Annotated in this window: 24 protein-coding genes; 17 read left to right on the top strand and 7 right to left on the bottom strand. The window is 59.8% G+C overall.

Going from position 1 to position 19873, the window contains the following annotated elements; translation table 11 throughout:
- The first annotated feature begins 102 nt into the window (after positions 1 to 102).
- Complete coding sequence (locus RHIBUN_RS0125440) at positions 103 to 1251, top strand: PQQ-dependent sugar dehydrogenase (protein WP_025661728.1); 1149 nt, start codon at positions 103 to 105, stop codon at positions 1249 to 1251.
- 8 nt (positions 1252 to 1259) lie between these two features.
- Here the strand turns inward: RHIBUN_RS0125440 and RHIBUN_RS0125435 are convergent, their stop codons facing one another.
- Positions 1260 to 1745, bottom strand: a complete 486-nt coding sequence (locus RHIBUN_RS0125435; RefSeq protein ID WP_025661727.1) for a hypothetical protein — start codon at positions 1743 to 1745, stop codon at positions 1260 to 1262.
- Between the two features lie 103 nt (positions 1746 to 1848).
- On the opposite strand from RHIBUN_RS0125435, the gene RHIBUN_RS0125430 reads away from it, so the two are divergent.
- From RHIBUN_RS0125430 to RHIBUN_RS0125420, 3 genes are all read left to right on the top strand, one after another.
- The gene (locus RHIBUN_RS0125430; protein ID WP_018857210.1) at positions 1849 to 2763 is read left to right on the top strand and encodes a DMT family transporter; all 915 of its coding nucleotides are present in this window, start codon (positions 1849 to 1851) and stop codon (positions 2761 to 2763) included.
- A 465-nt stretch (positions 2764 to 3228) separates the two neighbouring features.
- Positions 3229 to 3444 (top strand): cold-shock protein, encoded by a 216-nt coding sequence (locus tag RHIBUN_RS0125425; RefSeq protein ID WP_007534130.1) that lies wholly within the window; start codon positions 3229 to 3231, stop codon positions 3442 to 3444.
- Between the two features lie 141 nt (positions 3445 to 3585).
- On the top strand, positions 3586 to 3996 hold the full coding sequence (locus RHIBUN_RS0125420) for a BA14K family protein (RefSeq protein WP_025661726.1): 411 nt from the start codon (positions 3586 to 3588) through the stop codon (positions 3994 to 3996).
- A 62-nt stretch (positions 3997 to 4058) separates the two neighbouring features.
- Here RHIBUN_RS0125420 and RHIBUN_RS0125415 read toward each other — a convergent pair whose 3' ends face one another.
- Entirely contained in the window at positions 4059 to 4706 is a 648-nt protein-coding gene (locus tag RHIBUN_RS0125415) for an MBL fold metallo-hydrolase (protein ID WP_018857212.1), read from the bottom strand.
- Positions 4707 to 4923: 217 nt separating this feature from the next.
- On the opposite strand from RHIBUN_RS0125415, the gene RHIBUN_RS0125410 reads away from it, so the two are divergent.
- The 6 genes from RHIBUN_RS0125410 to RHIBUN_RS0125385 all read left to right on the top strand — a co-directional run bounded on the left by RHIBUN_RS0125410 (position 4924) and on the right by RHIBUN_RS0125385 (position 9755).
- Positions 4924 to 5532 (top strand): DUF1236 domain-containing protein, encoded by a 609-nt coding sequence (locus tag RHIBUN_RS0125410; protein WP_025661725.1) that lies wholly within the window; start codon positions 4924 to 4926, stop codon positions 5530 to 5532.
- A 237-nt stretch (positions 5533 to 5769) separates the two neighbouring features.
- On the top strand, positions 5770 to 6036 hold the full coding sequence (locus RHIBUN_RS0125405) for a hypothetical protein (RefSeq protein WP_025661724.1): 267 nt from the start codon (positions 5770 to 5772) through the stop codon (positions 6034 to 6036).
- A gap of 522 nt (positions 6037 to 6558) precedes the next feature.
- Positions 6559 to 7056 (top strand): MarR family transcriptional regulator, encoded by a 498-nt coding sequence (locus RHIBUN_RS0125400; protein WP_018857215.1) that lies wholly within the window; start codon positions 6559 to 6561, stop codon positions 7054 to 7056.
- Positions 7057 to 7758, top strand: a complete 702-nt coding sequence (locus RHIBUN_RS0125395) for a response regulator transcription factor (RefSeq protein WP_018857216.1) — start codon at positions 7057 to 7059, stop codon at positions 7756 to 7758.
- A 28-nt stretch (positions 7759 to 7786) separates the two neighbouring features.
- Positions 7787 to 9166, top strand: coding sequence for an ATP-binding protein (locus RHIBUN_RS0125390; protein ID WP_025661723.1), 1380 nt, complete (start codon positions 7787 to 7789; stop codon positions 9164 to 9166).
- Positions 9167 to 9173: 7 nt separating this feature from the next.
- On the top strand, positions 9174 to 9755 hold the full coding sequence (locus tag RHIBUN_RS0125385; protein WP_025661722.1) for a DUF1349 domain-containing protein: 582 nt from the start codon (positions 9174 to 9176) through the stop codon (positions 9753 to 9755).
- Here the strand turns inward: RHIBUN_RS0125385 and RHIBUN_RS0125380 are convergent, their stop codons facing one another.
- From RHIBUN_RS0125380 to RHIBUN_RS0125365, 4 genes are all read right to left on the bottom strand, one after another.
- Positions 9756 to 10097 carry a tRNA-binding protein gene (locus RHIBUN_RS0125380; RefSeq protein WP_025661721.1) on the bottom strand — a complete coding sequence of 114 codons (342 nt, stop codon included), beginning with the start codon at positions 10095 to 10097 and terminating at the stop codon, positions 9756 to 9758. It abuts the gene before it with no gap.
- Between the two features lie 11 nt (positions 10098 to 10108).
- Positions 10109 to 10927 carry a pyrroline-5-carboxylate reductase gene (gene proC, locus RHIBUN_RS0125375; RefSeq protein WP_025661720.1) on the bottom strand — a complete coding sequence of 273 codons (819 nt, stop codon included), beginning with the start codon at positions 10925 to 10927 and terminating at the stop codon, positions 10109 to 10111.
- A complete protein-coding gene (locus RHIBUN_RS0125370) occupies positions 10928 to 11428 on the bottom strand; it encodes a YbjN domain-containing protein (RefSeq protein ID WP_018857221.1) in 501 nt (166 codons plus the stop codon).
- Between the two features lie 391 nt (positions 11429 to 11819).
- The gene (locus RHIBUN_RS0125365; protein WP_007534115.1) at positions 11820 to 12080 is read right to left on the bottom strand and encodes an accessory factor UbiK family protein; all 261 of its coding nucleotides are present in this window, start codon (positions 12078 to 12080) and stop codon (positions 11820 to 11822) included.
- Positions 12081 to 12360: 280 nt separating this feature from the next.
- Between RHIBUN_RS0125365 and lgt the strand changes: the two genes are divergently transcribed.
- The 7 genes from lgt to RHIBUN_RS35695 all read left to right on the top strand — a co-directional run bounded on the left by lgt (position 12361) and on the right by RHIBUN_RS35695 (position 19065).
- Positions 12361 to 13242: a prolipoprotein diacylglyceryl transferase gene (gene lgt, locus RHIBUN_RS0125355; protein WP_025661719.1), complete on the top strand. Its 882-nt coding sequence runs from the start codon at positions 12361 to 12363 to the stop codon at positions 13240 to 13242.
- Between the two features lie 25 nt (positions 13243 to 13267).
- Positions 13268 to 14368, top strand: a complete 1101-nt coding sequence (locus RHIBUN_RS0125350) for a class I SAM-dependent methyltransferase (RefSeq protein ID WP_025661718.1) — start codon at positions 13268 to 13270, stop codon at positions 14366 to 14368.
- Positions 14369 to 14463: 95 nt separating this feature from the next.
- Entirely contained in the window at positions 14464 to 15258 is a 795-nt protein-coding gene (pgeF, locus tag RHIBUN_RS0125345; protein WP_025661717.1) for a peptidoglycan editing factor PgeF, read from the top strand.
- A gap of 5 nt (positions 15259 to 15263) precedes the next feature.
- Positions 15264 to 16415 carry a Xaa-Pro peptidase family protein gene (locus tag RHIBUN_RS0125340; protein WP_025661716.1) on the top strand — a complete coding sequence of 384 codons (1152 nt, stop codon included), beginning with the start codon at positions 15264 to 15266 and terminating at the stop codon, positions 16413 to 16415.
- 82 nt (positions 16416 to 16497) lie between these two features.
- Positions 16498 to 17328: a hypothetical protein gene (locus tag RHIBUN_RS0125335; RefSeq protein WP_025661715.1), complete on the top strand. Its 831-nt coding sequence runs from the start codon at positions 16498 to 16500 to the stop codon at positions 17326 to 17328.
- A gap of 106 nt (positions 17329 to 17434) precedes the next feature.
- Positions 17435 to 18367 (top strand): ribose-phosphate pyrophosphokinase, encoded by a 933-nt coding sequence (locus RHIBUN_RS0125330; RefSeq protein WP_018857228.1) that lies wholly within the window; start codon positions 17435 to 17437, stop codon positions 18365 to 18367.
- A 47-nt stretch (positions 18368 to 18414) separates the two neighbouring features.
- On the top strand, positions 18415 to 19065 hold the full coding sequence (locus RHIBUN_RS35695) for a Kazal-type serine protease inhibitor domain-containing protein (RefSeq protein ID WP_348625998.1): 651 nt from the start codon (positions 18415 to 18417) through the stop codon (positions 19063 to 19065).
- A 105-nt stretch (positions 19066 to 19170) separates the two neighbouring features.
- Here RHIBUN_RS35695 and RHIBUN_RS0125325 read toward each other — a convergent pair whose 3' ends face one another.
- The gene (locus tag RHIBUN_RS0125325) at positions 19171 to 19848 is read right to left on the bottom strand and encodes a peroxiredoxin-like family protein (RefSeq protein WP_018857229.1); all 678 of its coding nucleotides are present in this window, start codon (positions 19846 to 19848) and stop codon (positions 19171 to 19173) included.
- Between the last annotated feature and the right edge of the window lie 25 nt (positions 19849 to 19873).

The raw sequence follows: 19873 nt of genomic DNA, 5'->3' as shown, positions 1-19873 counted from the left end.
GCCTCGCCATCGGCAAACACAAAGCCGTTATCCCACGCGAATGAGGTTGAAGCCGGTGGACGACGCTCCACGTTGACCAGACGATAGGCATTGGGACAGACCATGACGACACTTGCACGGCTTCCATTCGGCTTCTTTCTCGCAACCGCGGTATTGGCCGCCTCCCCAAGCTTTTCTGCCGACATCGTCAAGACGAAGACGGTCGAGGTTCAAGTCGACACCATTGCAACAGGCCTCGAGCACCCCTGGGCCGTGGAGGTGCTCCCTGATGGTTCCTATCTCGTTACCGAACGACCGGGACGGCTGCGCATCATACGCGACGGCAAGCTCTCTGCCCCCATCGCCGGCGTCCCTGAAGTCAGCGCCCGGGGGCAAGGTGGTCTGATGGACGTTGCGCTCGCGCCTGATTTTGCAACAAGCCGCCAGATATTCCTCACGGCCGCGACCAGGGCCAGGGGCGGCTCCGGCACCGAGGTACTCAGCGCCACGCTGTCAAATGACGGAACAAGGCTGAACGACGTCAAATCCATCTTCACGATGAAGCGCTTCACCGGCGGCAACATCCAGTACGGCTCCCGAATAGCGTTCGGCAAGGACGGCTCGCTGTTCATCAGTGTCGGTGACCGTGGTGACAGGGATCGTGCCCAGGATTGGAAGGACGATGCCGGCTCCATCATCCACATCAACGCCGATGGCAGCATTCCCACCGACAATCCCTTCAAGGACGGCGGCAAGGCGCTTCCGGAGGTCTGGTCGAAGGGCCATCGCAATCCGCAGGGCATCGCCTTCGATGCCGCCGACGGCAAGCTCTACACGGTGGAGCACGGCGCCCGCGGCGGTGACGAAATCAACTACATCGAGCCTGGCAAAAACTACGGCTGGCCGATCATAACCTACGGACGCGACTATTCGGGCGCCGAGATCGGCGAAGGCACAGCCAAGGAAGGGCTTGAGCAACCGCTTTATTATTGGGACCCGTCGATCGCGCCGGGAGCATTGGCCATTTATCGCGGCAAGATGTTTCCCGAATGGGACGGCAACTTTCTCGTTGCTGCGCTGAAGTTCCAGCTGCTGTCGCGAATGCAGCGCGATGAAGGCGGAGCTTTCGTCGCCGAGGAGCGGATTTTCGACGGCTCCTATGGCCGCATGCGTGATGTGATCGTCGCACCCGACGGCGCCCTGCTGCTCCTCACGGATGAAGACGATGGTGCCTTGCTAAGAGTGTCGCGGGCGCCGGTAAACAATGGTTGACACTAAGCCTAGAGGCCGGCGCGCAGTTCCTTTCGAAACATAAACTTCAGGGCGGACCATGTCTCATCGACAGCGCAGACTTTGACGTCAACCAGCCCCAAAGGCACGAAAATCGATCGCAGAACGTCTTCGGTGACTGTCGTCGGCACCCGCGCCGCCTTCTTGGGCCAGGAAATCCAAAGCATCCCGTCGGGCTTGAGAGCGCCCGATACAGCCTGGGCAATACCTTCCAGGACTACCCGGCGGGCTTCGAAAACATGCACGTAGTCGAAGCGACGCTCAATCATTGATGGCAAAGTTTTCGTAACGGAGGAGAAATGCTCAAAGGATTGTATTTCGGCGATCTCGGGTACACCGATCAGCAGCGCCGCCTGCCCTTCCCTCAGGCCGAGCTTTCGCGTGAGCGAGTTGCCGCAATACCCCGCTGGCGCATCATGGCGCTGTTGTCGCGGCGCAGCCTTTTCGTCCGCCGATGAAACCGTTTTCGTTGCCATCCGTTTGCTCTCAGGCGCTTACCCAGTGGCGACATTCTTCACCCTTGCCCAAACCAAAGGCAACTGCTAACGCTCGCCCATACTCTCCCGCACCGAGGACGACATGACGCGCATTCAGGCGAACCTCCTTCTATTGCTTGCAGCTGCCATCTGGGGCGGCGGCTTTGTCGCGCAGTCGACGGCAATGAAGGCAATCGGTCCGTTCTGGTTCATTGGCCTGCGCTTCGTGATTGCCGCAGTCGCGGTCCTGCCGTTCATGCTTTTCGAAGCCCGCAAGGCGCGGGTAAAGACCGCGCCGCGCCATCTCAAGCTCTATCTGCTGACGGGTCTTGCGCTATTCGGTGGCGCCGCCACCCAGCAGATCGGCCTGCAGACGACGACCGTGACGAATTCGAGCTTCATCACCGGCCTCTACGTCGTGATCGTCCCCCTGATCGCTGTCGTCTTCCTGCGCCGCTCCCCGCACTGGATCATCTGGCCCGGCGCGATCATGGCCGTTTCCGGCATCTACATGTTGTCCGGTGGCCAACTCTCGGCACTGACGACCGGTGATCTGCTCACGGTCGTCTGCGCGGTCTTCTGGGCCGGGCAGATCACCCTGGCCGGCATCACAGTGTCCGAAACCGGGCGCCCGCTTACCCTTTCGACCGCCCAGTTTGCGGTGACCGGGGCCTGCGCGCTCGTCGTTGCCATCGTCGCGGAACCGATCAGTTGGGCAGCGGTCTGGGCGGCAGCCCCCGAGATCCTCTACGTCGGGATATTCTCGTCCGGTGTCGCCTTCTCGCTGCAGGTCATCGGCCAGCGCTACACGACGTCGTCGCAGGCAGCGATCTTCCTGTCATCTGAAGCACTCTTCGGCGCCTCGCTCGGCGCTCTGCTGCTGGGCGAAACCATGCCGCCGCTCGGCTACGCCGGCTGCGCGCTAATGTTCACCGCCATGCTTCTGGTTGAGGTGGTGCCCGAAATTACGCGCCGTCGAGCTTCGGAGAGGTTGAAACCGAGCCCAAACTTGGGTTGAACGCCCGGAAAAGAAAAAAACTTTAGCCTTTGCGTAGTCGCGTTAGCGTTGCATTTTTGGCAAAATCTGCTCCCAAACTATATTGCCAACGATATAAAGCGTTGCTCGGCGGCGGCTAACGACCAAAATTTTGCTCTGAGCGTACAAAAATGCCTCCTATAGGTGCCTTTCAGCACAGACGCGTTAAAAAACTTTTGCTTGCCAAAATTTAATAATCGCAGCACTCTCACCGTGTTCGGGCATTTTGCGAGCATGGGAAGTCCTTGAGAATGTGCGCGCCGGAGACGCTAAAATTCCGGTCAACCAGTTCCGAGAAAGCGGGCGTCAGTCCCGTGGTGAGTTTGGTTGTGCTAGAGGGGACCTTTTTCTCACATTTCAATAATTGCCTGCTAACGTCTCCGTGAGGAGGCAATATCAGTGATGCTGCCCGTGTGGATGGCGGGCAGAGATAAAAGGACCTGACGCATGGCCGAGACTGGCACAGTAAAATTCTTCAACACCGACAAAGGTTTTGGCTTTATCAAGCCGGACAAGGGCGGCGCGGACATCTTTGTACACATTTCTGCCGTTCAGGCTTCTGGCTTGGCCGGACTGACGGAGAATCAGAAGGTTAGCTTCGACACGGAGCCGGACCGCCGCGGCAAGGGCCCCAAGGCTGTCAACCTGCAGATCGCAGGCTGAGCCTCTAGCCAACGCTGTCAATTCGAGTTGAAGCCCGGCAGCGATGCCGGGTTTTGTCATTCAGCCTGCATTCAGATCGCGGCCCTTACCTTGCCATCATCAAGGTGCAGAACCGGTATCGGTTAAAACAGGGAAATACAAATGAACAGGCTTGCGAAGACGCTCCTTATGACGGCAACCGCTGCTGCCCTCACAGTATCATCGATCGGGGTCGCGTCGGCTGGTGACTGGCACCGTCACCACCATGGCGATGATGCGCTTGTCGGTGGCGCCGTCGGCCTTGCAACGGGTCTGATTGTGGGTTCAGCCATTGCCAGCGCGCCGCGTTATGATGAGCCGCGCTACATCGACCCGCCCTACGACCCGGAATACGAAGCCGTTCCGGTCTATCGCGCTCCCCCGCCCCGCTACTATCGTCCGGTTGCCGCCGACATCGAGCCCTGGACTCCGCAGTGGGAACGCTACTGCTCCTATCGCTACCGGTCGTTTGACCCGCGCAGCGGCACATTTATCGGCAACGATGGCCGCAGCCACTTCTGCAACGCCGGCTAATCGCCTGAACGCGCAGTCAAACACGAAGCGCCGCCTCTCAGCGGCGCTTTTGTTTTGGGTGCTCAGATCCCTTGCAGGAAGGGATTGCTCCGTCGCTCGTCGCCGATCCGGCTGCCCGGCCCGTGTCCGCAAATGAAGCCGACGTCATCGCCCAGCGGCAAGACCTTGTCGCGGATCGAATCGAGCAGTTGCTGGTGATTGCCCCCGGGTAGATCCGTCCGACCGATCGAGCCGTTGAAAAGCACGTCGCCCAGATGGGCAAAATTCTGTGCGCGATTGAAGTAGATGACATGGCCGGGCGCGTGGCCTGGTGTGTGGTACACCTCGAACTCGTGCGTGCCAAACGAGACCTTGTCGCCATCCTTCAGCCAACGATCCGGAACGACATTCTGCATGCCCGACGGGATGCCATACTTTTGCGCCTGGGTCTCGATCCGCTGCAGCAAGGGAAGATCGTCCTCGTGCGGACCGACGATATCGATGTTCAGGGCTTCCTTGAGCTCCCTAGCTCCACCTGCGTGGTCGAGATGGCCATGTGTCAGCCAGATTTCCTTGATGTCGAACCCGTTCGCCGTGATTGCCTCGAGGATCGCCGGGACATCGCCGCCGGGATCGACAACGACGCCTTCCTTGGTCTCCGGGTCGAAGAGGATCGTGCAGTTCTGCTGAAATGGTGTCACCGGAATAATGCCGGCCTGGAGCATGCCCATGAGTGCCTCGCTTGTCTTTGTCCCGGGTTCCTATAGTCCGAAATCACACCGTGCGCAGCCCGCGATTTAGTGAACACAGTCTGGCTTCAGGGTTCGATCACCAGCCACGTTCGAATTTAACACGTCGATACAATCGTTTACCGGCGAAAGCGAAGGCGGCGGAACATCGTCTGCACCCCAAACGTTACTTGCCTGTATTAAGACAAGGAGAAACGAGATGACCTTGAAGCGAAATCTGTTCCTGGCTGGCGCGATCGTCGTGGGAAGCGCCGGTCTTGCCCAGGCGGACATGGTTGCCACGGCCATCAACGATCTGAACGTTCGCGCAGGCCCCGGTCCGCAATATCCCTCAATCGGAATCGCGACGCGCGGCTCGCAGGCAATGCTGGATGGTTGCATCCAGGGAAGCCGCTGGTGCCGTGTTGACGTCAACGGCGTGCGTGGCTGGGTCTATGCTCAGTATCTGCAGGTCGAACAGGGTGGCAGCCCCGTCGTCGTCGAGCAGCACCAGTCCGATCTAGGCGTTCCCGTCGTGACCTATGAGACGACGGCAAGCGTCGCTCCTGAGCCGGCACCGGGCGACGAGTTGCTTGGACCGGTTGGCTCCGTCGACGCCGTTACCCCACCTGAAACCGTCACGACCTATGTCCAGACCAATCCGGCACAGACCGTGCGCCTCGGTGGCGATGTCGTCGTGGGTGCTTCCGTGCCGGCTGATGTGACGTTCCAGGAAATTCCGGACTATCAGTATCGGTATGTCCGAATCAACGATCGACCGGTCCTTGTGGACCCCGGCACCCGCCGCATCGTTTACGTCTACAACTGATTGTAACGCACAACACGGAAAAGGCGCCCCGCGGGCGCCTTTTTTACGCAGACAGCGTGGAAAACTTTCACGCGTGGGTTGCTCTCCATTCCACTAAATATTCAATTATGATAAAATACTGAAATTCAGACGATATCCCCTGCTCCCGGTCGGAGGTCGGATCGCCTGTAGGGCTGGCTATCCTTTCGGATCGCGCAGCCGGCAGTGGCGTTTGAGGAAACGCGAAGGAGGGAAATCGTGGAAGCCTTATTGCCCATCATCACACAGGTAATAGCGGGTGCAGTCGGCGGCAACGTCGCAAGCGGCGCGTTGAAGCAGGTTGCAATCAATACCGTCGCCCGGACGATCGCCGGCGCGATCGGTGGCATCGGCGGTGGCATGCTGCTCGGCATGGTCGGCGGCGAAGCTGCAATGACCGGTTTGATTGCCGACGGTATCGGCGGCCTGATCGGCGGCGGCATCCTGTCGACGATCGTAGGAGCGGTAGCCGCCCGCGCACGATAGATAGCCCATCGAGAAGCGGCCGAGGCTCCCTGGGAACCCGGTCGCTGTCCTTTGCTGGAGGATAGTCGGCGGCAGCGGCCACGCGATCTATCTCTCTTACATAGTCGCTCATCAGTGTTTCGCTGATCGTCGCCGGCATAAACCGGTGTGGCCCGATTTCCGTCACCGCCCAGCCGTGTTCTCCCATGAACACCAGGTTGCGGAGTGAAACCCATAGGTCGACACGTGGATCTTTGCGTTTTTCCACTGAACGAACGCACCGCAGCCGTTCGCTCTCCTCCGGCGCCCGTACGCCATTGTTGTTGATTGTTATCCCCGATACGTTTTATCCACTGACACAGGGGAAAATTACGCATTGTGGTGAAGTTTGCGAAGTGGGGCCAAATTTCCGGTGGAAACGGCATCCCCTTCCGGCTTCGCGACGCGTGGGGGAAGCAAGCAACGGCGCAAAGATACGTCAAATGCTGGCATATTTTTATCTGAGCTTCCCGCGAGGTGCGCAACAAGAAAGGAAATGCCAAATTGGCACGCCAGACGAGCCCAAAGGCGGGCAAGCCCGAACTGCTGAAAATGCCGATGGAAAACACAGAAACCATCGATTTTGAGATCATCGAGCTTCTGTTCTTCTCCTATCGTGACTTCGTTTCGGATCCTGACGCCATCCTGGCAGAGATCGGCTTCGGGCGCGCGCACCACCGTGTCGTTCACTTTGTTAACCGCAACCCGGGCATGACGGTTGCCGATCTGCTGGATACGTTGAAGATAACCAAGCAGAGTCTTGCAAGAGTGCTCAAACAACTCATTGATTCGGGGTATATTCGACAGATTGCGGGGCCTGAAGACAGGCGGCAGCGCAAGCTCTATCCTACCAAGATGGGGCGCGAGCTTGCTCTTGCTCTGGCGGAGCCGCAATCGCGCCGTATTGAGAGAGCATTCGACGGGGCTTCTCCGGAGGTACGGGAAGGCATAAAGGCCTTCCTCAGAGGTATGCGGAATAGACCAAACTCGAGAGCGGATTGAATGGCGACAAAGACAGTGATTTCGGACGACGCTGCGCACTTGCTTGTTGTGGATGACGACACGCGTATCCGCGCCCTGCTCAACCGCTATTTGACCGAGAACGGCTTCCGGGTGACCGTGGCCGCGGATGGCGCGGAAGCTCAACGCAAGCTTGCCGGCTTGGATTTCGACCTCATCATCATGGACGTCATGATGCCGGGTGAGTCCGGGATCGAAGTGACCAGGGGTCTGCGCACGATCAAGAACGTGCCAATCATCATGCTCACGGCGCTGGCGGAGTCAGGCAGCCGCATTGAGGGCCTCGAGGCAGGCGCCGACGATTATCTGGCCAAGCCCTTCGACCCACGCGAGCTCGTGCTGCGCGTCAACAACATCCTGCGCCGCAATGTCTCGAACGATGCGCCGAAAATCGAACAGGTGATGTTCGGACCATATACCTTCTCGCTCACACGCAAGGAGCTGAAGAAGGCGTCCGAAGTCGTCCGGCTGACGGATCGCGAGCAGGAAATCATGCTGCTGTTCGCCAAACGCGCCGGCGATACCATTCCGCGACACGAGCTTATCGGCAACGATGTCGATGTCGGTGAGCGCACCATCGATGTGCAGATCAATCGCCTGAGACGCAAGATCGAGGACGATCCCGCAAATCCGGTCTGGCTGCAGACGGTTCGTGGTATAGGATACCGATTGAGCATCGATTGACAGTCGCAACCCCAGGACCAGCGGCCAAATGGTGACATTCGACTCTCTTCGGCGCGACGACCGCTCGCCCGCCCGCGGCTGGCGGTGGATGCTGCGCAGATTTCGGCTCTATCTGCCGACGGGCCTGTACGTCCGCTCGCTGCTGATCATCATTATCCCCATGGTGCTCCTGCAGTCTGTTGTCGCCGCCGTATTCATGGAGCGCCACTGGCAGATGGTGACCCAACGCCTTTCAGCTGCCGTCACGCGCGACATAGCGGCCATCATCCAGATCATCGAGACTTATCCGCAAGATACGGACTTTAGCGAAGTCACCCGTATCGCACGCGATCAGATGAACTTGCAGATCTCGATCGAACCGGACGGCGATCTGCCATCGCCACGCACAAAGCCCTTCTTCTCCATCCTGGACGGTATCCTGAGCGACGAGATCAGCGATCAGATCAAGCGCCCCTTCTGGATCGACACGCTCGGCGACTCCAGCCTCGTCGAGATCCGCATCAAGCTCGAAGACAAGATCCTTCGCGTATTGGCACGGCGTAGCTCGACCTATGCCTCCAACACTCACATCTTCATTGTGTGGATGGTTGGCGCCTCGCTGGTCCTGATTGGCATATCGATCCTCTTCCTGCGCGGGCAGATCCGCCCGATCCTAGCGCTGGCCAACGCCGCCGAAAACTTCGGCAAGGGGCAGAAGGCCGACAACTTCCACCCGCGTGGGGCAGATGAGGTTCGTCGTGCGGGCCTTGCCTTCATTCTGATGCGCGAGCGCATCGAGCGACAGATCGAGCAACGCACGGCGATGCTGACCGGAGTGAGCCACGATCTGCGCACGATCCTGACCCGCTTCAAGCTGCAGCTGGCACTGGCCGGCGAAAATCCGGAGCTTCACGGCCTGAACGACGACGTCAACGATATGCAGTCGATGCTCGAGGCCTACATGGCGTTTGCCCGAAGCGAGGTCGAAGAGGACGTTGGCGACCTGAAGCTCAGCGAGCTCTTCGCACGAGTGGCGGCAGACTTCGAACTTCACGACGGCAAGAGGCTTACATACTCGATCGACGGAGACGACGAGATCTTGGTGCGTCCGAACGCCTTCACGCGCCTTGTGACCAACCTCGCCTCAAATGCCCGCCGCTACGCCAACACGCTCGACATCAACGCCAGGCACAGCGCCAAGTGGCTGACGATCACCTTTGACGATGACGGCCCGGGAATTCCAGAAAGGAACCGCGAGGACGTCTTCAAGCCGTTCTTCCGGCTCGACGAAGCCCGAAATCTCGATGCCTCGGGCACCGGCCTGGGCCTCGCAATCGCGCGCGACATCGCACGAAGCCACGGCGGCAACGTCACGCTTGGCGACAGCCCTCTGGGTGGCCTTCGGGCGACCGTTCGCCTGCCCGCGTGAGGAAAAGATGACGATGGACACGAGCTCAATGACATGGCTGAACCCGCCGCCTCGCTTCGAGATGCGCGGCGGGGATTTGCATGTCTGGTCGGGACCCAAGACCGATTTCTGGCAGGGGACCTATTACGGCTTCCACCGCGACGACGGACATTTCCTGCACCGGTCGCGACAAGGCGACTTCACCGCCGAGGTTTCCTTCTCGGGACGCTACCAGGAACTCTACGATCAGGCTGGCCTCATGGTACGGGCTGATGCCACGCATTGGATGAAATGCGGGATCGAATATACCGATGGCGCCATGCATTTCAGCGTCGTCGTGACCAACGGCAATTCCGATTGGTCAGCCTTTCGGCTCGACCACACATTCGAGCGCATGGGCGTGCGGGTGACACGCAATGGCGATGCGCTGTTCATTCAATACAGAACGGACCGCATGGAAGATTGGCGCATGGCACGCCTTGCGTGGATCGATCCGGCGTATGCAGAGGTTGCCGTCGGGCCGGTATTCTGCTCGCCGCAACGCGCCGGCTTCGAAGCCGTATTCCACGATTTCTCGCTGACCGATCCGCTGTCGCGCGAGATCCACTGATCACATCAGCTTCTTGCCGTTCGGTACGGGCTTGTCGGTTCTTGCAAGAACGATCGCTCCCGCCTCATCCTCGAAGCCCAAGGTCAGGACTTCCGAGCGGACCGGGCCGATCTGCCGTGGCGGAAAGTTCACCACGCCGAGAACCTGCCGACCGACAAGGCTCTCGGGCGTATAGTGAACCGTAATCTGGGCCGACGACTTCTTGAGACCGATCTCTGGCCCGAAGTCGATCAGCAGCTTGAAGGCCGGCTTTCGCGCCTCCGGAAACGGACTTGCCTCGACGATCGTACCGACACGAATGTCGACACGCTCGAAGTCGGCATATGTGATTTCGTCAGCCATACAGGTTGTCCTCAGCCGGCAAGCTCTTCGGCGCGCTTGCGCGCTGCCGCGAGGGCCTTGTCGAAAAGAGGCTGCATCGCGTCCTCGGCCATCAGGACCGAAAGCGCGGCGGCGGTCGTGCCGCCCGGCGATGTCACGTTCTGCCGCAGCCGCGAGGCGTCGTCGGGGGACTGGTGCAAAAGCTCACCAGCCCCCGCGACCGTTTCCCGTGCAAGACGCATGGCAAGGTCCGCCTGCAAGCCAAGTTTACGGCCTGCCTCTGCCATACACTCGACGAGATAAAACACATAAGCCGGTCCGCTTCCCGACAGCGCCGTAACGGCATCGATGTCGGCTTCGGTTGGAACCCATTCTACCGGACCGGATACACGCAAGAGAGAATGGACGTGCTCACGCTGCGCATCGGTGACGCGGGCATTGGCAAACGCACCCGTAACACCACGACCGACCATGGCCGGGGTGTTCGGCATAGCGCGCACCATCGCAGCCTCACCGAGATGCTTTTCAAGAAACAACAGCGTCTTTCCGGCGGCGACCGACACAACGACGGTTTCTGATCCCACCGTTCCCTTGACCGGAGGCAGCACGGCATCCATCACCTGTGGCTTGACCGCCAGAAAGAGAACGCCTGCCGTCAGCCCGGCATGAGCCGAGGTAACGTGCGTTACGCCGGCATCGTTGATTGTTTTCATCATCTGTTCGGACGGACCGGGATCGATGACGACGATGGAAGAACCGGCCACTCCGCTCTTCAGCCAGCCAGAGAGCATTGCGCCCCCCATATTGCCGGCACCGATAAGAACGATAGGACCTGAAGATGCGGATGACATTTACGCCTCGCCGACGGTTTCGAAGAGAACCGCTTCCATGGCGCGGTTCGCCTCCATGCCCGACCAGATCACGAACTGGAACGCTTGATAGTACGCCTCACAGGTATCGAGCGCACTAGCGAGCAAAACCTCGACCTGTCGATTGGTCGGCTCCGCACCGCCGGCAAGCAGCAGCGACTGACGGAAGATGATGACATCTTCCTGGCGCCAAAGATCGAAGTGTCCCATCAGGACCTGGCCGTTGATCGCGGCCAAGAGCTTGGTGACCTCGTTAACGCGCTGTTCGGGAACCTTGACGTCGAAGGCGCAGCCAAGGTGCAGCGCCTCGAACTCTTCCATCCAGGAAAAGGAAACGTGGTAGTCGGCCCACTTCCCTTCAACCGTCATCGCAATTTCGTCGTCACCCGACCGCTCGAAAGACCAGTCGTTATTGGCGGCGACGTACTCGATCATATCGACCGGGTTCGACTGACGCTCGACTTCCAATTCCATGAGGCTCATGCAGCACCTTCTTGACCGGAGTGAATGCGAACCAACTTCGTCAACGAGACACAAGGAGAACACACGCAACAGCCGGAACCACCAACCGTGATGACCGTTGAACCACTACCAGACTTAACGCAGTCAAACCTGCCTGGAGCTTACCAACCGCTTCGAATCATCATTTAAAATCAGTGTATAACGGGCTCGGCGACACGCCAGCCCCTGAAGGCCGTTTTAGGGAACGGCACTGTGGAAAGCTTTTCGGGTTTAGATTCAGAAGGAGGTTTAAATGACTCTGCCCATTGATCTTTTTGGCAGTGTCCACAGGTGGATAACCGCACCTGGTTTTTAGGCCGCAGCCGCGGTGTGTCTCATAAAGGTCACACCACGGCCTGTCTCACAACGGGAATTACTTGCCCTTGGCCGCAAGCTTCTCTTCAAGGGCGGCGATCCGCGCAAGCAGCGCATCATTTTCATCGCGCGCCTTGATCGCCATTTCGCGTACGACCTCGAATTCCTCGCGCTTCACGATGTCGAGCGTATTGAGCCAGCGCTCCGCCTGCGCATTGAAGGCTGTCTCGATTTCCTTGCGCACACCCTGGGCAGCGCCAGCCGCATCCGTCATCAGCTTGGCGAACTCGTCCATGATGCGGTTTGCTCCAGTCGTCATGGCGATTTTCTCCCTTTGCTATAGACCAGTTAGGGCCACTTCGGCCCCTCAAGAATGAGGTAGGGCTTCGCCGCGGAGGATGCAAGCGGTTTGCTCTGGATAAGCCAGCCGGCGGCCTCTGATCGCCAACAATCGACTTGACCGCTCTTGATCGCAGCGCCATCTTCCGCCCACATCAAGCTCGGCGCGCCTTCAGAAAGTCGCAAAGGACGCCTTGAACTGAACCGCGTCAGACGCCCGATTCCATATTCCGGGCTTTGCGCCACCGAATGGGACAACCTTGCCGACAGCAGCCAATTACATGGCGATCATGCCGTTCCCCGAGATCGACCCGATCGCCTTTTCGCTCGGCCCCCTCTCAATTCACTGGTACGGACTTGCCTATGTCGCCGGCATCATGCTCGGCTGGTACTATGCGCGTCAGATCGCCGGGAACAACAAGCTGTGGCCGGGCGACGTGTCCCCGATCACCAAGGTGCAACTGGACGATTTCATCATCTGGGTCGCGCTCGGCATCGTCCTCGGCGGCCGCATCGGCTACATCCTCTTCTACGACATGCCTGCTGTCATCGAGAGCCCGATCCGGGCGATACAGATATGGAATGGCGGCATGTCCTTCCACGGCGGCCTGACGGGCACCACCATCGCGATGATCGTCTTCGCGCGGCGCAACAGCATACCGATCTGGAGCCTGTTCGATATTGTCGCAGCAGTCGTCCCGATCGGCCTGTTCTGCGGCCGCGTCGCCAACTTCATCAATGGAGAGCTTTGGGGGCGCTTGACCGATGTGCCTTGGGGCATGGTTTTCTGTAACCAATATATCGAGCGGGCCGACGGTTACTGCCCCGGCGGCGACTTTGTTCGCCACCCCAGCCAGCTCTACGAGGCAGGTCTGGAGGGCATCGTGCTCCTCCTGGTTCTCGCCATGCTGATCTACGGCTTCCGCGCACTGAAGACCCCTGGCTTCGTCACCGGCGTTTTCGTCTGCGGCTACGCGCTTTCCCGCATTTTCGTCGAATTCTTCCGCGAACCGGATGCCCAGCTGGGCTACCTGCTGGGCACCAATTGGCTCACCATGGGCATGGTGCTTTCCACGCCGATGGTATTGCTGGGAATCTGGGCCATGCTTCGCGCTCGCCGTCAGGCTGCCCTGCAGCACTGATCGCAGCCGGACAGGAGGGGCATTCATGAGCACCGCGCTCGGTGAGAAGATCAAGGCTATCATTCAGGCGAACGGCCCGATCAGCGTCACGGACTTTTTTTCGCTGTGCCTCGCCGACCCCGAACATGGCTACTACAGGACCCGCGAGCCTTTTGGCCGCACAGGTGACTTCGTGACTGCACCCGAGGTAAGCCAGCTTTTTGGCGAGATGATCGGCGTCTTCATCGTCCATGCCTGGCAGCGACACGGGACGCCCAAAGGTGTCCGTCTCGTCGAAATCGGTCCCGGTCGCGGCACGATGATGTCGGATATGCTGCGCGTCATTTCCCGTATCGCGCCGCCGCTTTTCGGAGACATGACCGTGCACCTCGTCGAGACAAGCGAGCGGCTGCGCGACATCCAGCAGGAGACGCTGGCGTCCCACGGCGACAAGGTCAGCTGGCATCAGGGCTTCGATGAAGTCCCGCCGGGATTCTCGCTCGTCGCGGCAAATGAGTTGTTCGATGCGATTCCGATCCGTCAGTTCGTGCGGACGCCGGCGGGCTTCCGCGAGCGGATGGTGGGCGTCGACGCAGCAGGCGAACTGACATTCGGCGCCGGCGTGGCCGGGATCGATTCAAGCCTCCTCCCCTGGCCGGAAGAGGACGTACTCCCGGGAACAATCTTCGAAGTCTCGCCGGCGCGCCAGTCGGTGATGCTATCGATCTGCGATCGCCTGAAAGAACATGGCGGGACGCTTGTCGCCATTGACTATGGGCACGTTGTGAGTGGCTACGGCGACACGCTACAGGCGGTGCGCATGCATGAGTATGATCCGCCGCTGGCGCATCCCGGTGAAGCGGACCTGACGAGCCACGTCGATTTCCAGGCATTGGCACAGACCGCCACTGCGGCCGGGGTCCAGGTCAACGGCATGCTTCACCAGGGCGATTTTCTCGTCGGCCTCGGCATTCTCGATCGCGCTGCCGCGCTTGGCCGGGATCGAGCACCACATACGCAGCAAATCATCCAGACCGCAGTCGACCGACTGGCCGGCGAAGGTGAAGGGCGTATGGGCGAACTCTTCAAGGTGCTGGCGGTCTCGCACCCGACGGTGGATTTGATGCCCTTCCGTTCGGTGGATTGACAGCGCGAGCGCCGCTGGGCCAACATCCGAGGCAATCGACCAGGCATTGCCATCCAGTAAGGCGCACAAGCATTCAAGCAATTTTGGAAGTTCTAATGACGCAAGCAGCATCTCCGGCACCGATCCAAAGCGCGCTGCTGAAAGAGGCAACCGGTGACGCAATTCTCCATGGCTACTTCACCCGGCAAGGCGGCGTTTCGGACGGCATTTATCGCGGCCTGAATGTCGGCCTCGGCTCGCACGATGAGCGCGAGAAGGTTCAGGAGAATCGCCGCCGCGTGGCTAGCTGGTTTGAATTGCCTGTCGAGCGTCTCGCTACTGTCCACCAGGTACACTCTCCCGATGTGGTCGTCGTCGACAGGAACTTTAACGGCTCCCGCCCCTCAGCGGATGCGTTGGTAACGGCAACTCCGGGCATAGCGCTCGGGGTGCTGGCTGCCGATTGTGGGCCAATCCTCTTCGCCGATTCGGAAAACGGTGTCATTGGCGCCGCTCATGCAGGTTGGAAGGGTGCCCTTACCGGTGTTTTGGAAAACGCGATCGACACGATGGTCCAGCTTGGCGCGAAGCGCGAAGCCATCGTTGCCTGCCTCGGCCCATCGATCAGCCAGGCGAGCTACGAGGTTGGGCCGGAATTTGTGGAACGCTTTGTCGCTCAGGATCCATCTTACGAGCGCTATTTCGTGCCATCAGGAAAGCCTGAACACGCGATGTTCGACCTCCCTGCCCTGACGATCGACCGGCTGCGCGCCGCCGGCATCCGCGCAGAAAGCCTTGGGCTCTGCACCTATCCCGATGCCGAGCGTTTCTTCTCGTACCGCCGGACCACACATAACAAAGAGCCGGACTACGGTCGGCAGATTTCTGCAATCGCAATCAGGGAGATTTGAGCGGTATGGCCTTGCACTTCGACCGACCCGAATTCGCCGTCCGCCTCGCGCGTCTGACAGACAAGATGCGCGAAGAGAAGCTGGATGCCCTGCTGCTGTTTGCGCAGGAAAGCATGTACTGGCTGACCGGCTACGACACCTTCGGCTACTGCTTCTTCCAAACGCTTGTCGTCAAGGCCGACGGGACGATGGCGCTGATCACGCGCTCTGCCGACCTGCGTCAGGCGAAACACACCTCCATTCTGGAAAACGTGCAAGTCTGGGTCGACCGCGTAAATGCCGATCCGACCGTCGACCTTCGGAACCTGCTGGTCGAGATGGATCTGCTCGGAGCCAGGATCGGCGTCGAATACGACACCCATGGCATGACGGGCCGCGTAGCCCGGATGCTCGACGCGCAGTTGACGTCGTTCGGCCAGATCGTCGACGCGTCCTATCTCGTCAGCCGCCTGAGACTGATCAAGAGCCCAGCCGAAGTCGCCTATGTTGAACGCGCTGCTGTATTGGCCGACGATGCGCTTGATGCGGCACTCGCGCTGACCAATCCCGGCGCAGACGAAGCGGATATTCTGGCCGCGATGCAGGGCGCCGTTTTTGCCGGTGGTGGCGACTATTCCGCGAACGAATTCATCATCGGCTCTGCCGAGGACGCCCTGCTTTGCCGCTACAAGGCCGGCCGCCGCAAGCTCGATACCAACGACCAGTTGACGCTCGAATGGGCAGGCGCCTACGCGCACTACCATGCGGGAATGATGCGTACCGTCGTCATCGGCGAACCGAGCTATCGCCATCGCGAACTCTTCAACGCCTGCTTCGAAACCATCCAGGCAATCGAAACGGTATTGAGGCCGGGCCACAGCTTCGGCGACGTCTTCGATATGCATGCGAAAATCATGGACGAGCGCGGCCTGTCGCGCCATCGCCTCAATGCCTGCGGCTACTCGCTGGGCGCCCGTTTCTCGCCATCCTGGATGGAGCATCAGATGTTCCATGTCGGTAATCCGCAAGCAATCGAACCGAACATGTCGCTCTTCGTGCACATGATCATCATGGATTCCGACACGGGAACTGCGATGACCCTCGGGCAGACTTATCTCACGACGGACAACACACCCCGCGCGCTTTCCCGCCACTCTCTGGATTTCATCAACGTCTGAGACAAGAATCCGGAATTGACACAGACCGGCACCGGCCTTCATAAAGTGCATGGGGCCGGCACTGGGAAGGATGTAACGAGGGATGACGCGAGTCGCGACTGCGCCAGTGCTCCTTGCCTGCTTTGCCCTAACCGCCTGCAACACCACCGACGCCTTGGTCCCGCTGGTCGACATCGGCGATTCCTCACCAAACATGCGCTCATCGCCGGTAACGCAGGGCGACGTGGAACGCATGGCAGGAACCCAGCCCCGCCAGCAGGCCTTTGCCGCCCAGCAGCGGTCGAACGGATATCATCCCGCCTACAGCCAGGCGAGCTATCGCCAAGGTTCAGGCGCACCGCCTACCACGATGGAAGCCCAGGCGATGGCCTTGGAAAGCGATATGCGCTCGCCGGCATCCTCCGTGCCAATCAAGGCGCAGACCCTGCCGGAGCCAATATCCAACGCCCAGGCCGAGGAAGAAGACATGGTGGAAGCGCCCGCTCGCGAACCGCCTAGACAGCAAACCCAGACTGCCATGCTGAATACGAGTTCGTCCTCGGCAGGTGGGACGACCGTCCGCTTCCTTCCGATCATCGGGGCACCGGTTCAGGCGGTTACACCGCTTTCGCGCCAACTCGGAGCGGAGGCCCGCTCGCACGGCCTTTCCATCAAGAGCTCGAACGACAGCTCAAGCGCCTACATTCTGAAGGGATACCTCTCCGCCTTTTCCGACAGCGGCAAGGTCACCGTGGTCTATGTCTGGGATATTCTCGATGGCAGCGGCGCGCGCCTGCACCGCATCCAGGGACAGGAAAGCGTACCCTCGGAGGCGCAGGATCCCTGGGCCGGCGTTCCCGCCTCGGTTATGCAGCAAATCGCCTCGAAAACCATCACCGACTTCTCAACGTGGCGCGATGCTCGCGGCGGTTAAGCCACAAGGTTTTTAGAAATATGAGCGCAGATGACGCCTTAGCCCTTGCATTCAGGAGCAAGCTGGCTAAAAAGCGCGGCTATCAGCAGGAAATAGGCGGACCAAGATGAAGGTTTTCGCAGGCAATTCGAACCGGCATCTCGCCGAAGCGATCTGCAGCTATCTCAATGTGCCTTTGGGCAAAGCCAGCGTCAGAAGATTTGCCGATCAGGAAATCTTCGTGGAAATTCAGGAAAACGTTCGCGGTGAAGACGTGTTCGTCGTCCAGTCCACGTCTTTTCCGACGAACGACCATCTCATGGAACTGCTCATCATGATCGATGCGATGCGCCGCTCGTCCGCGCGCCGCATAACTGCGGTTCTTCCCTATTTCGGCTATGCCCGCCAGGATCGCCGTGCCTCGGGGCGCACGCCGATCTCCGCCAAGCTCGTCGCCAACCTCATAACGGAAGCCGGCGCCGATCGCGTGCTAACCCTCGATCTGCATGCAGGCCAGATCCAGGGCTTCTTCGATATTCCGACGGACAATCTCTACGCCATCCCGGTCCTGACCCGTGATATCAAGGCCAACTACGACATCAGCAACGTCATGGTGGTTTCGCCTGATGTCGGCGGCGTTGTTCGTGCCCGCGCGCTCGCCAAACGTCTCGACTGTCTCCTGGCGATCGTGGACAAGCGCCGCGACCGCCCGGGTGAATCCGAAGTCATGAACATCATCGGCGAAGTTGAAGGCAAGGACTGCCTGCTGATCGACGACATCGTCGATTCCGGCGGCACGCTCTGCAACGCAGCCGATGCGTTGCTTGCCAAAGGGGCGGCAAGCGTCACCGCCTATATTACCCACGGCGTTCTCTCGGGGGGCGCGGTCACCCGCATCACCTCGTCGAAGCTTCGCGAGCTCGTCATCACCGATTCGATCCAGCCGACGACGGCTGTCCAGTCAGCTCACAACATCCGCGTTGTGAGCACGGCGAGCTTGATCGGTGAAGCGATCAACCGCACCAGCCAGGAAGAGTCGGTTTCCAGCCTGTTCGACTGAAGCGTTTCAAAACTTTCAACACCGCAGACGTTTGATCTTCCCCGAAAATGCAACTTGAGCTAGGATTTGAAAAGAAATCTAGCTGCAGGGGAAGAGTCATGACGCTCGCCGGTTTCCTGTTGCCTCGGAAGATCGCCCTGTTTGGGCTCATTTCGCTTCTGTCTGCCTGCACTGCCGACGTAGGACCCAATTATTGGCGCCCGCCACCTCGCGCGCCCAGTCCGCAGATATGCACTCTGGAATACAATCCCGTCTGTGGCCAACGCGGCGGACGTGTCCAGACCTTCGCCAGTGCATGCCAGGCGCGTGCCAATAACTTTACAATCATCAGCCGTGGCCAGTGCCGCCGGCCGCCTCCGATGACATCGCGTCCGACACCTCTTCCGTCGAGGCCGCAGGTGTGTACCATGGAGTACGCTCCGGTCTGCGGCCAACGCAGCGGACGTGTTCAGACCTTCTCTAACGCGTGCCAAGCTCAAGCAGCCAACTTTACGGTCATCAGCCGCGGCCAGTGCCGCCGCCAGCCCGGCATAACAGTGCGCCCTCAGCGTCCGCCACCGCCGCGGCCCGGTGGCATATGCACGCGTGAGTACCGCCCAGTCTGCGGCCAACGAGGTTCACAACTGCGCACCTTCTCGAATACCTGTGAAGCTAACAACAGCGGCTTCCGCATCATACGCCAGGGCGCATGCAGGTAATGAAGTGGCGACCCTGACAAGTCGGCTTCCGCTTATGCGGGAGCCGAACTCCGTTTTTCGAAACGAGTAAAAGCGCGACAAGCGGATCTGACTGACCGCAGTCGCTTAGGCAGCAATGTTTGACGCGGCCGACATGACCTCCTCGGGAGCAGGTACGCCGAACATACGTCGGCCATCGTCGGCCACCTCGGTAAAGCACCATCTGACGACGCCGTCGCGGTCAAGAAGGAACTCGCCGACCAGTTGGCCCTCACCCGTCGCAATCATCCGCTTGTCGTCGTCCGTGAACTCGTAACCATCGGCATTGTCGAGGTATTCAACAGCCGCCAGCGGGGCCATCGGCTCAGGCAGGTCAGGCATATCGACGCGCATCGACGTTAGCGTGTCGAGGCTAACCTTGTAGGGCCACGCTGTTTCCGATTGCGTGAACTCGATGTTGGGAAGCCCGAAGGCGCGATGCGATACCCTGTCGGGATCGGAGGCCGCCAGCAGATTGGGCAAGGGATGATACCGGAAATAGAGGCGTGCCCGATCGATAGGCGTATTGACCACCGTCAGACTTTCGATGCCCTTTTGCTGGAGGTCGCCCGCCAGGCTCGCCATCGCGGCGATTTGCCGCCTGCAGAATGGACAGTGGAGCCCGCGAAACAGGCCGACCAAAACCGGCTTCTGTCCTCGGAAGTCATCGATCGATATCTTGCCCTGACGCGTGATCGCATCGAGAATGACGTTCGGCGCGCGGTCACCGGGCTGCAGCGGTCTCTCGCTTTGATTTTCGGGCATGGCACCCTCCTTCATTTGCGCGTCG

It is taken from the genome of Rhizobium sp. IBUN, assembly GCF_000510625.1.
GTDB classification, from domain to species: domain Bacteria; phylum Pseudomonadota; class Alphaproteobacteria; order Rhizobiales; family Rhizobiaceae; genus Rhizobium; species Rhizobium altiplani.
The sequence above is the reverse complement of the archived record's forward strand: the minus strand, read 5'-3'. Positions and strand labels throughout refer to the sequence as shown.

What these genes read in the sequence shown, in the direction of transcription:
- RHIBUN_RS0125410 (WP_025661725.1), top strand. Translation starts at nt 4,924, where the DNA reads ATGACCTTGAAGCGAAATCTGTTCCTGGCTGGCGCGATCGTCGTGGGA.
- RHIBUN_RS0125350 (WP_025661718.1), top strand. Translation starts at nt 13,268, where the DNA reads ATGAGCACCGCGCTCGGTGAGAAGATCAAGGCTATCATTCAGGCGAAC.
- RHIBUN_RS0125365 (WP_007534115.1), bottom strand. Translation starts at nt 12,080, where the DNA reads ATGACGACTGGAGCAAACCGCATCATGGACGAGTTCGCCAAGCTGATG.
- RHIBUN_RS0125420 (WP_025661726.1), top strand. Translation starts at nt 3,586, where the DNA reads ATGAACAGGCTTGCGAAGACGCTCCTTATGACGGCAACCGCTGCTGCC.
- RHIBUN_RS0125340 (WP_025661716.1), top strand. Translation starts at nt 15,264, where the DNA reads ATGGCCTTGCACTTCGACCGACCCGAATTCGCCGTCCGCCTCGCGCGT.
- RHIBUN_RS0125385 (WP_025661722.1), top strand. Translation starts at nt 9,174, where the DNA reads ATGACGATGGACACGAGCTCAATGACATGGCTGAACCCGCCGCCTCGC.
- RHIBUN_RS0125330 (WP_018857228.1), top strand. Translation starts at nt 17,435, where the DNA reads ATGAAGGTTTTCGCAGGCAATTCGAACCGGCATCTCGCCGAAGCGATC.
- RHIBUN_RS0125435 (WP_025661727.1), bottom strand. Translation starts at nt 1,745, where the DNA reads ATGGCAACGAAAACGGTTTCATCGGCGGACGAAAAGGCTGCGCCGCGA.
- RHIBUN_RS0125430 (WP_018857210.1), top strand. Translation starts at nt 1,849, where the DNA reads ATGACGCGCATTCAGGCGAACCTCCTTCTATTGCTTGCAGCTGCCATC.
- RHIBUN_RS0125380 (WP_025661721.1), bottom strand. Translation starts at nt 10,097, where the DNA reads ATGGCTGACGAAATCACATATGCCGACTTCGAGCGTGTCGACATTCGT.
- proC (WP_025661720.1), bottom strand. Translation starts at nt 10,927, where the DNA reads ATGTCATCCGCATCTTCAGGTCCTATCGTTCTTATCGGTGCCGGCAAT.
- RHIBUN_RS0125440 (WP_025661728.1), top strand. Translation starts at nt 103, where the DNA reads ATGACGACACTTGCACGGCTTCCATTCGGCTTCTTTCTCGCAACCGCG.
- RHIBUN_RS0125425 (WP_007534130.1), top strand. Translation starts at nt 3,229, where the DNA reads ATGGCCGAGACTGGCACAGTAAAATTCTTCAACACCGACAAAGGTTTT.
- RHIBUN_RS35695 (WP_348625998.1), top strand. Translation starts at nt 18,415, where the DNA reads ATGCAACTTGAGCTAGGATTTGAAAAGAAATCTAGCTGCAGGGGAAGA.
- RHIBUN_RS0125390 (WP_025661723.1), top strand. Translation starts at nt 7,787, where the DNA reads ATGGTGACATTCGACTCTCTTCGGCGCGACGACCGCTCGCCCGCCCGC.
- pgeF (WP_025661717.1), top strand. Translation starts at nt 14,464, where the DNA reads ATGACGCAAGCAGCATCTCCGGCACCGATCCAAAGCGCGCTGCTGAAA.
- RHIBUN_RS0125395 (WP_018857216.1), top strand. Translation starts at nt 7,057, where the DNA reads ATGGCGACAAAGACAGTGATTTCGGACGACGCTGCGCACTTGCTTGTT.
- RHIBUN_RS0125370 (WP_018857221.1), bottom strand. Translation starts at nt 11,428, where the DNA reads ATGAGCCTCATGGAATTGGAAGTCGAGCGTCAGTCGAACCCGGTCGAT.
- RHIBUN_RS0125325 (WP_018857229.1), bottom strand. Translation starts at nt 19,848, where the DNA reads ATGCCCGAAAATCAAAGCGAGAGACCGCTGCAGCCCGGTGACCGCGCG.
- RHIBUN_RS0125415 (WP_018857212.1), bottom strand. Translation starts at nt 4,706, where the DNA reads ATGGGCATGCTCCAGGCCGGCATTATTCCGGTGACACCATTTCAGCAG.
- RHIBUN_RS0125335 (WP_025661715.1), top strand. Translation starts at nt 16,498, where the DNA reads ATGACGCGAGTCGCGACTGCGCCAGTGCTCCTTGCCTGCTTTGCCCTA.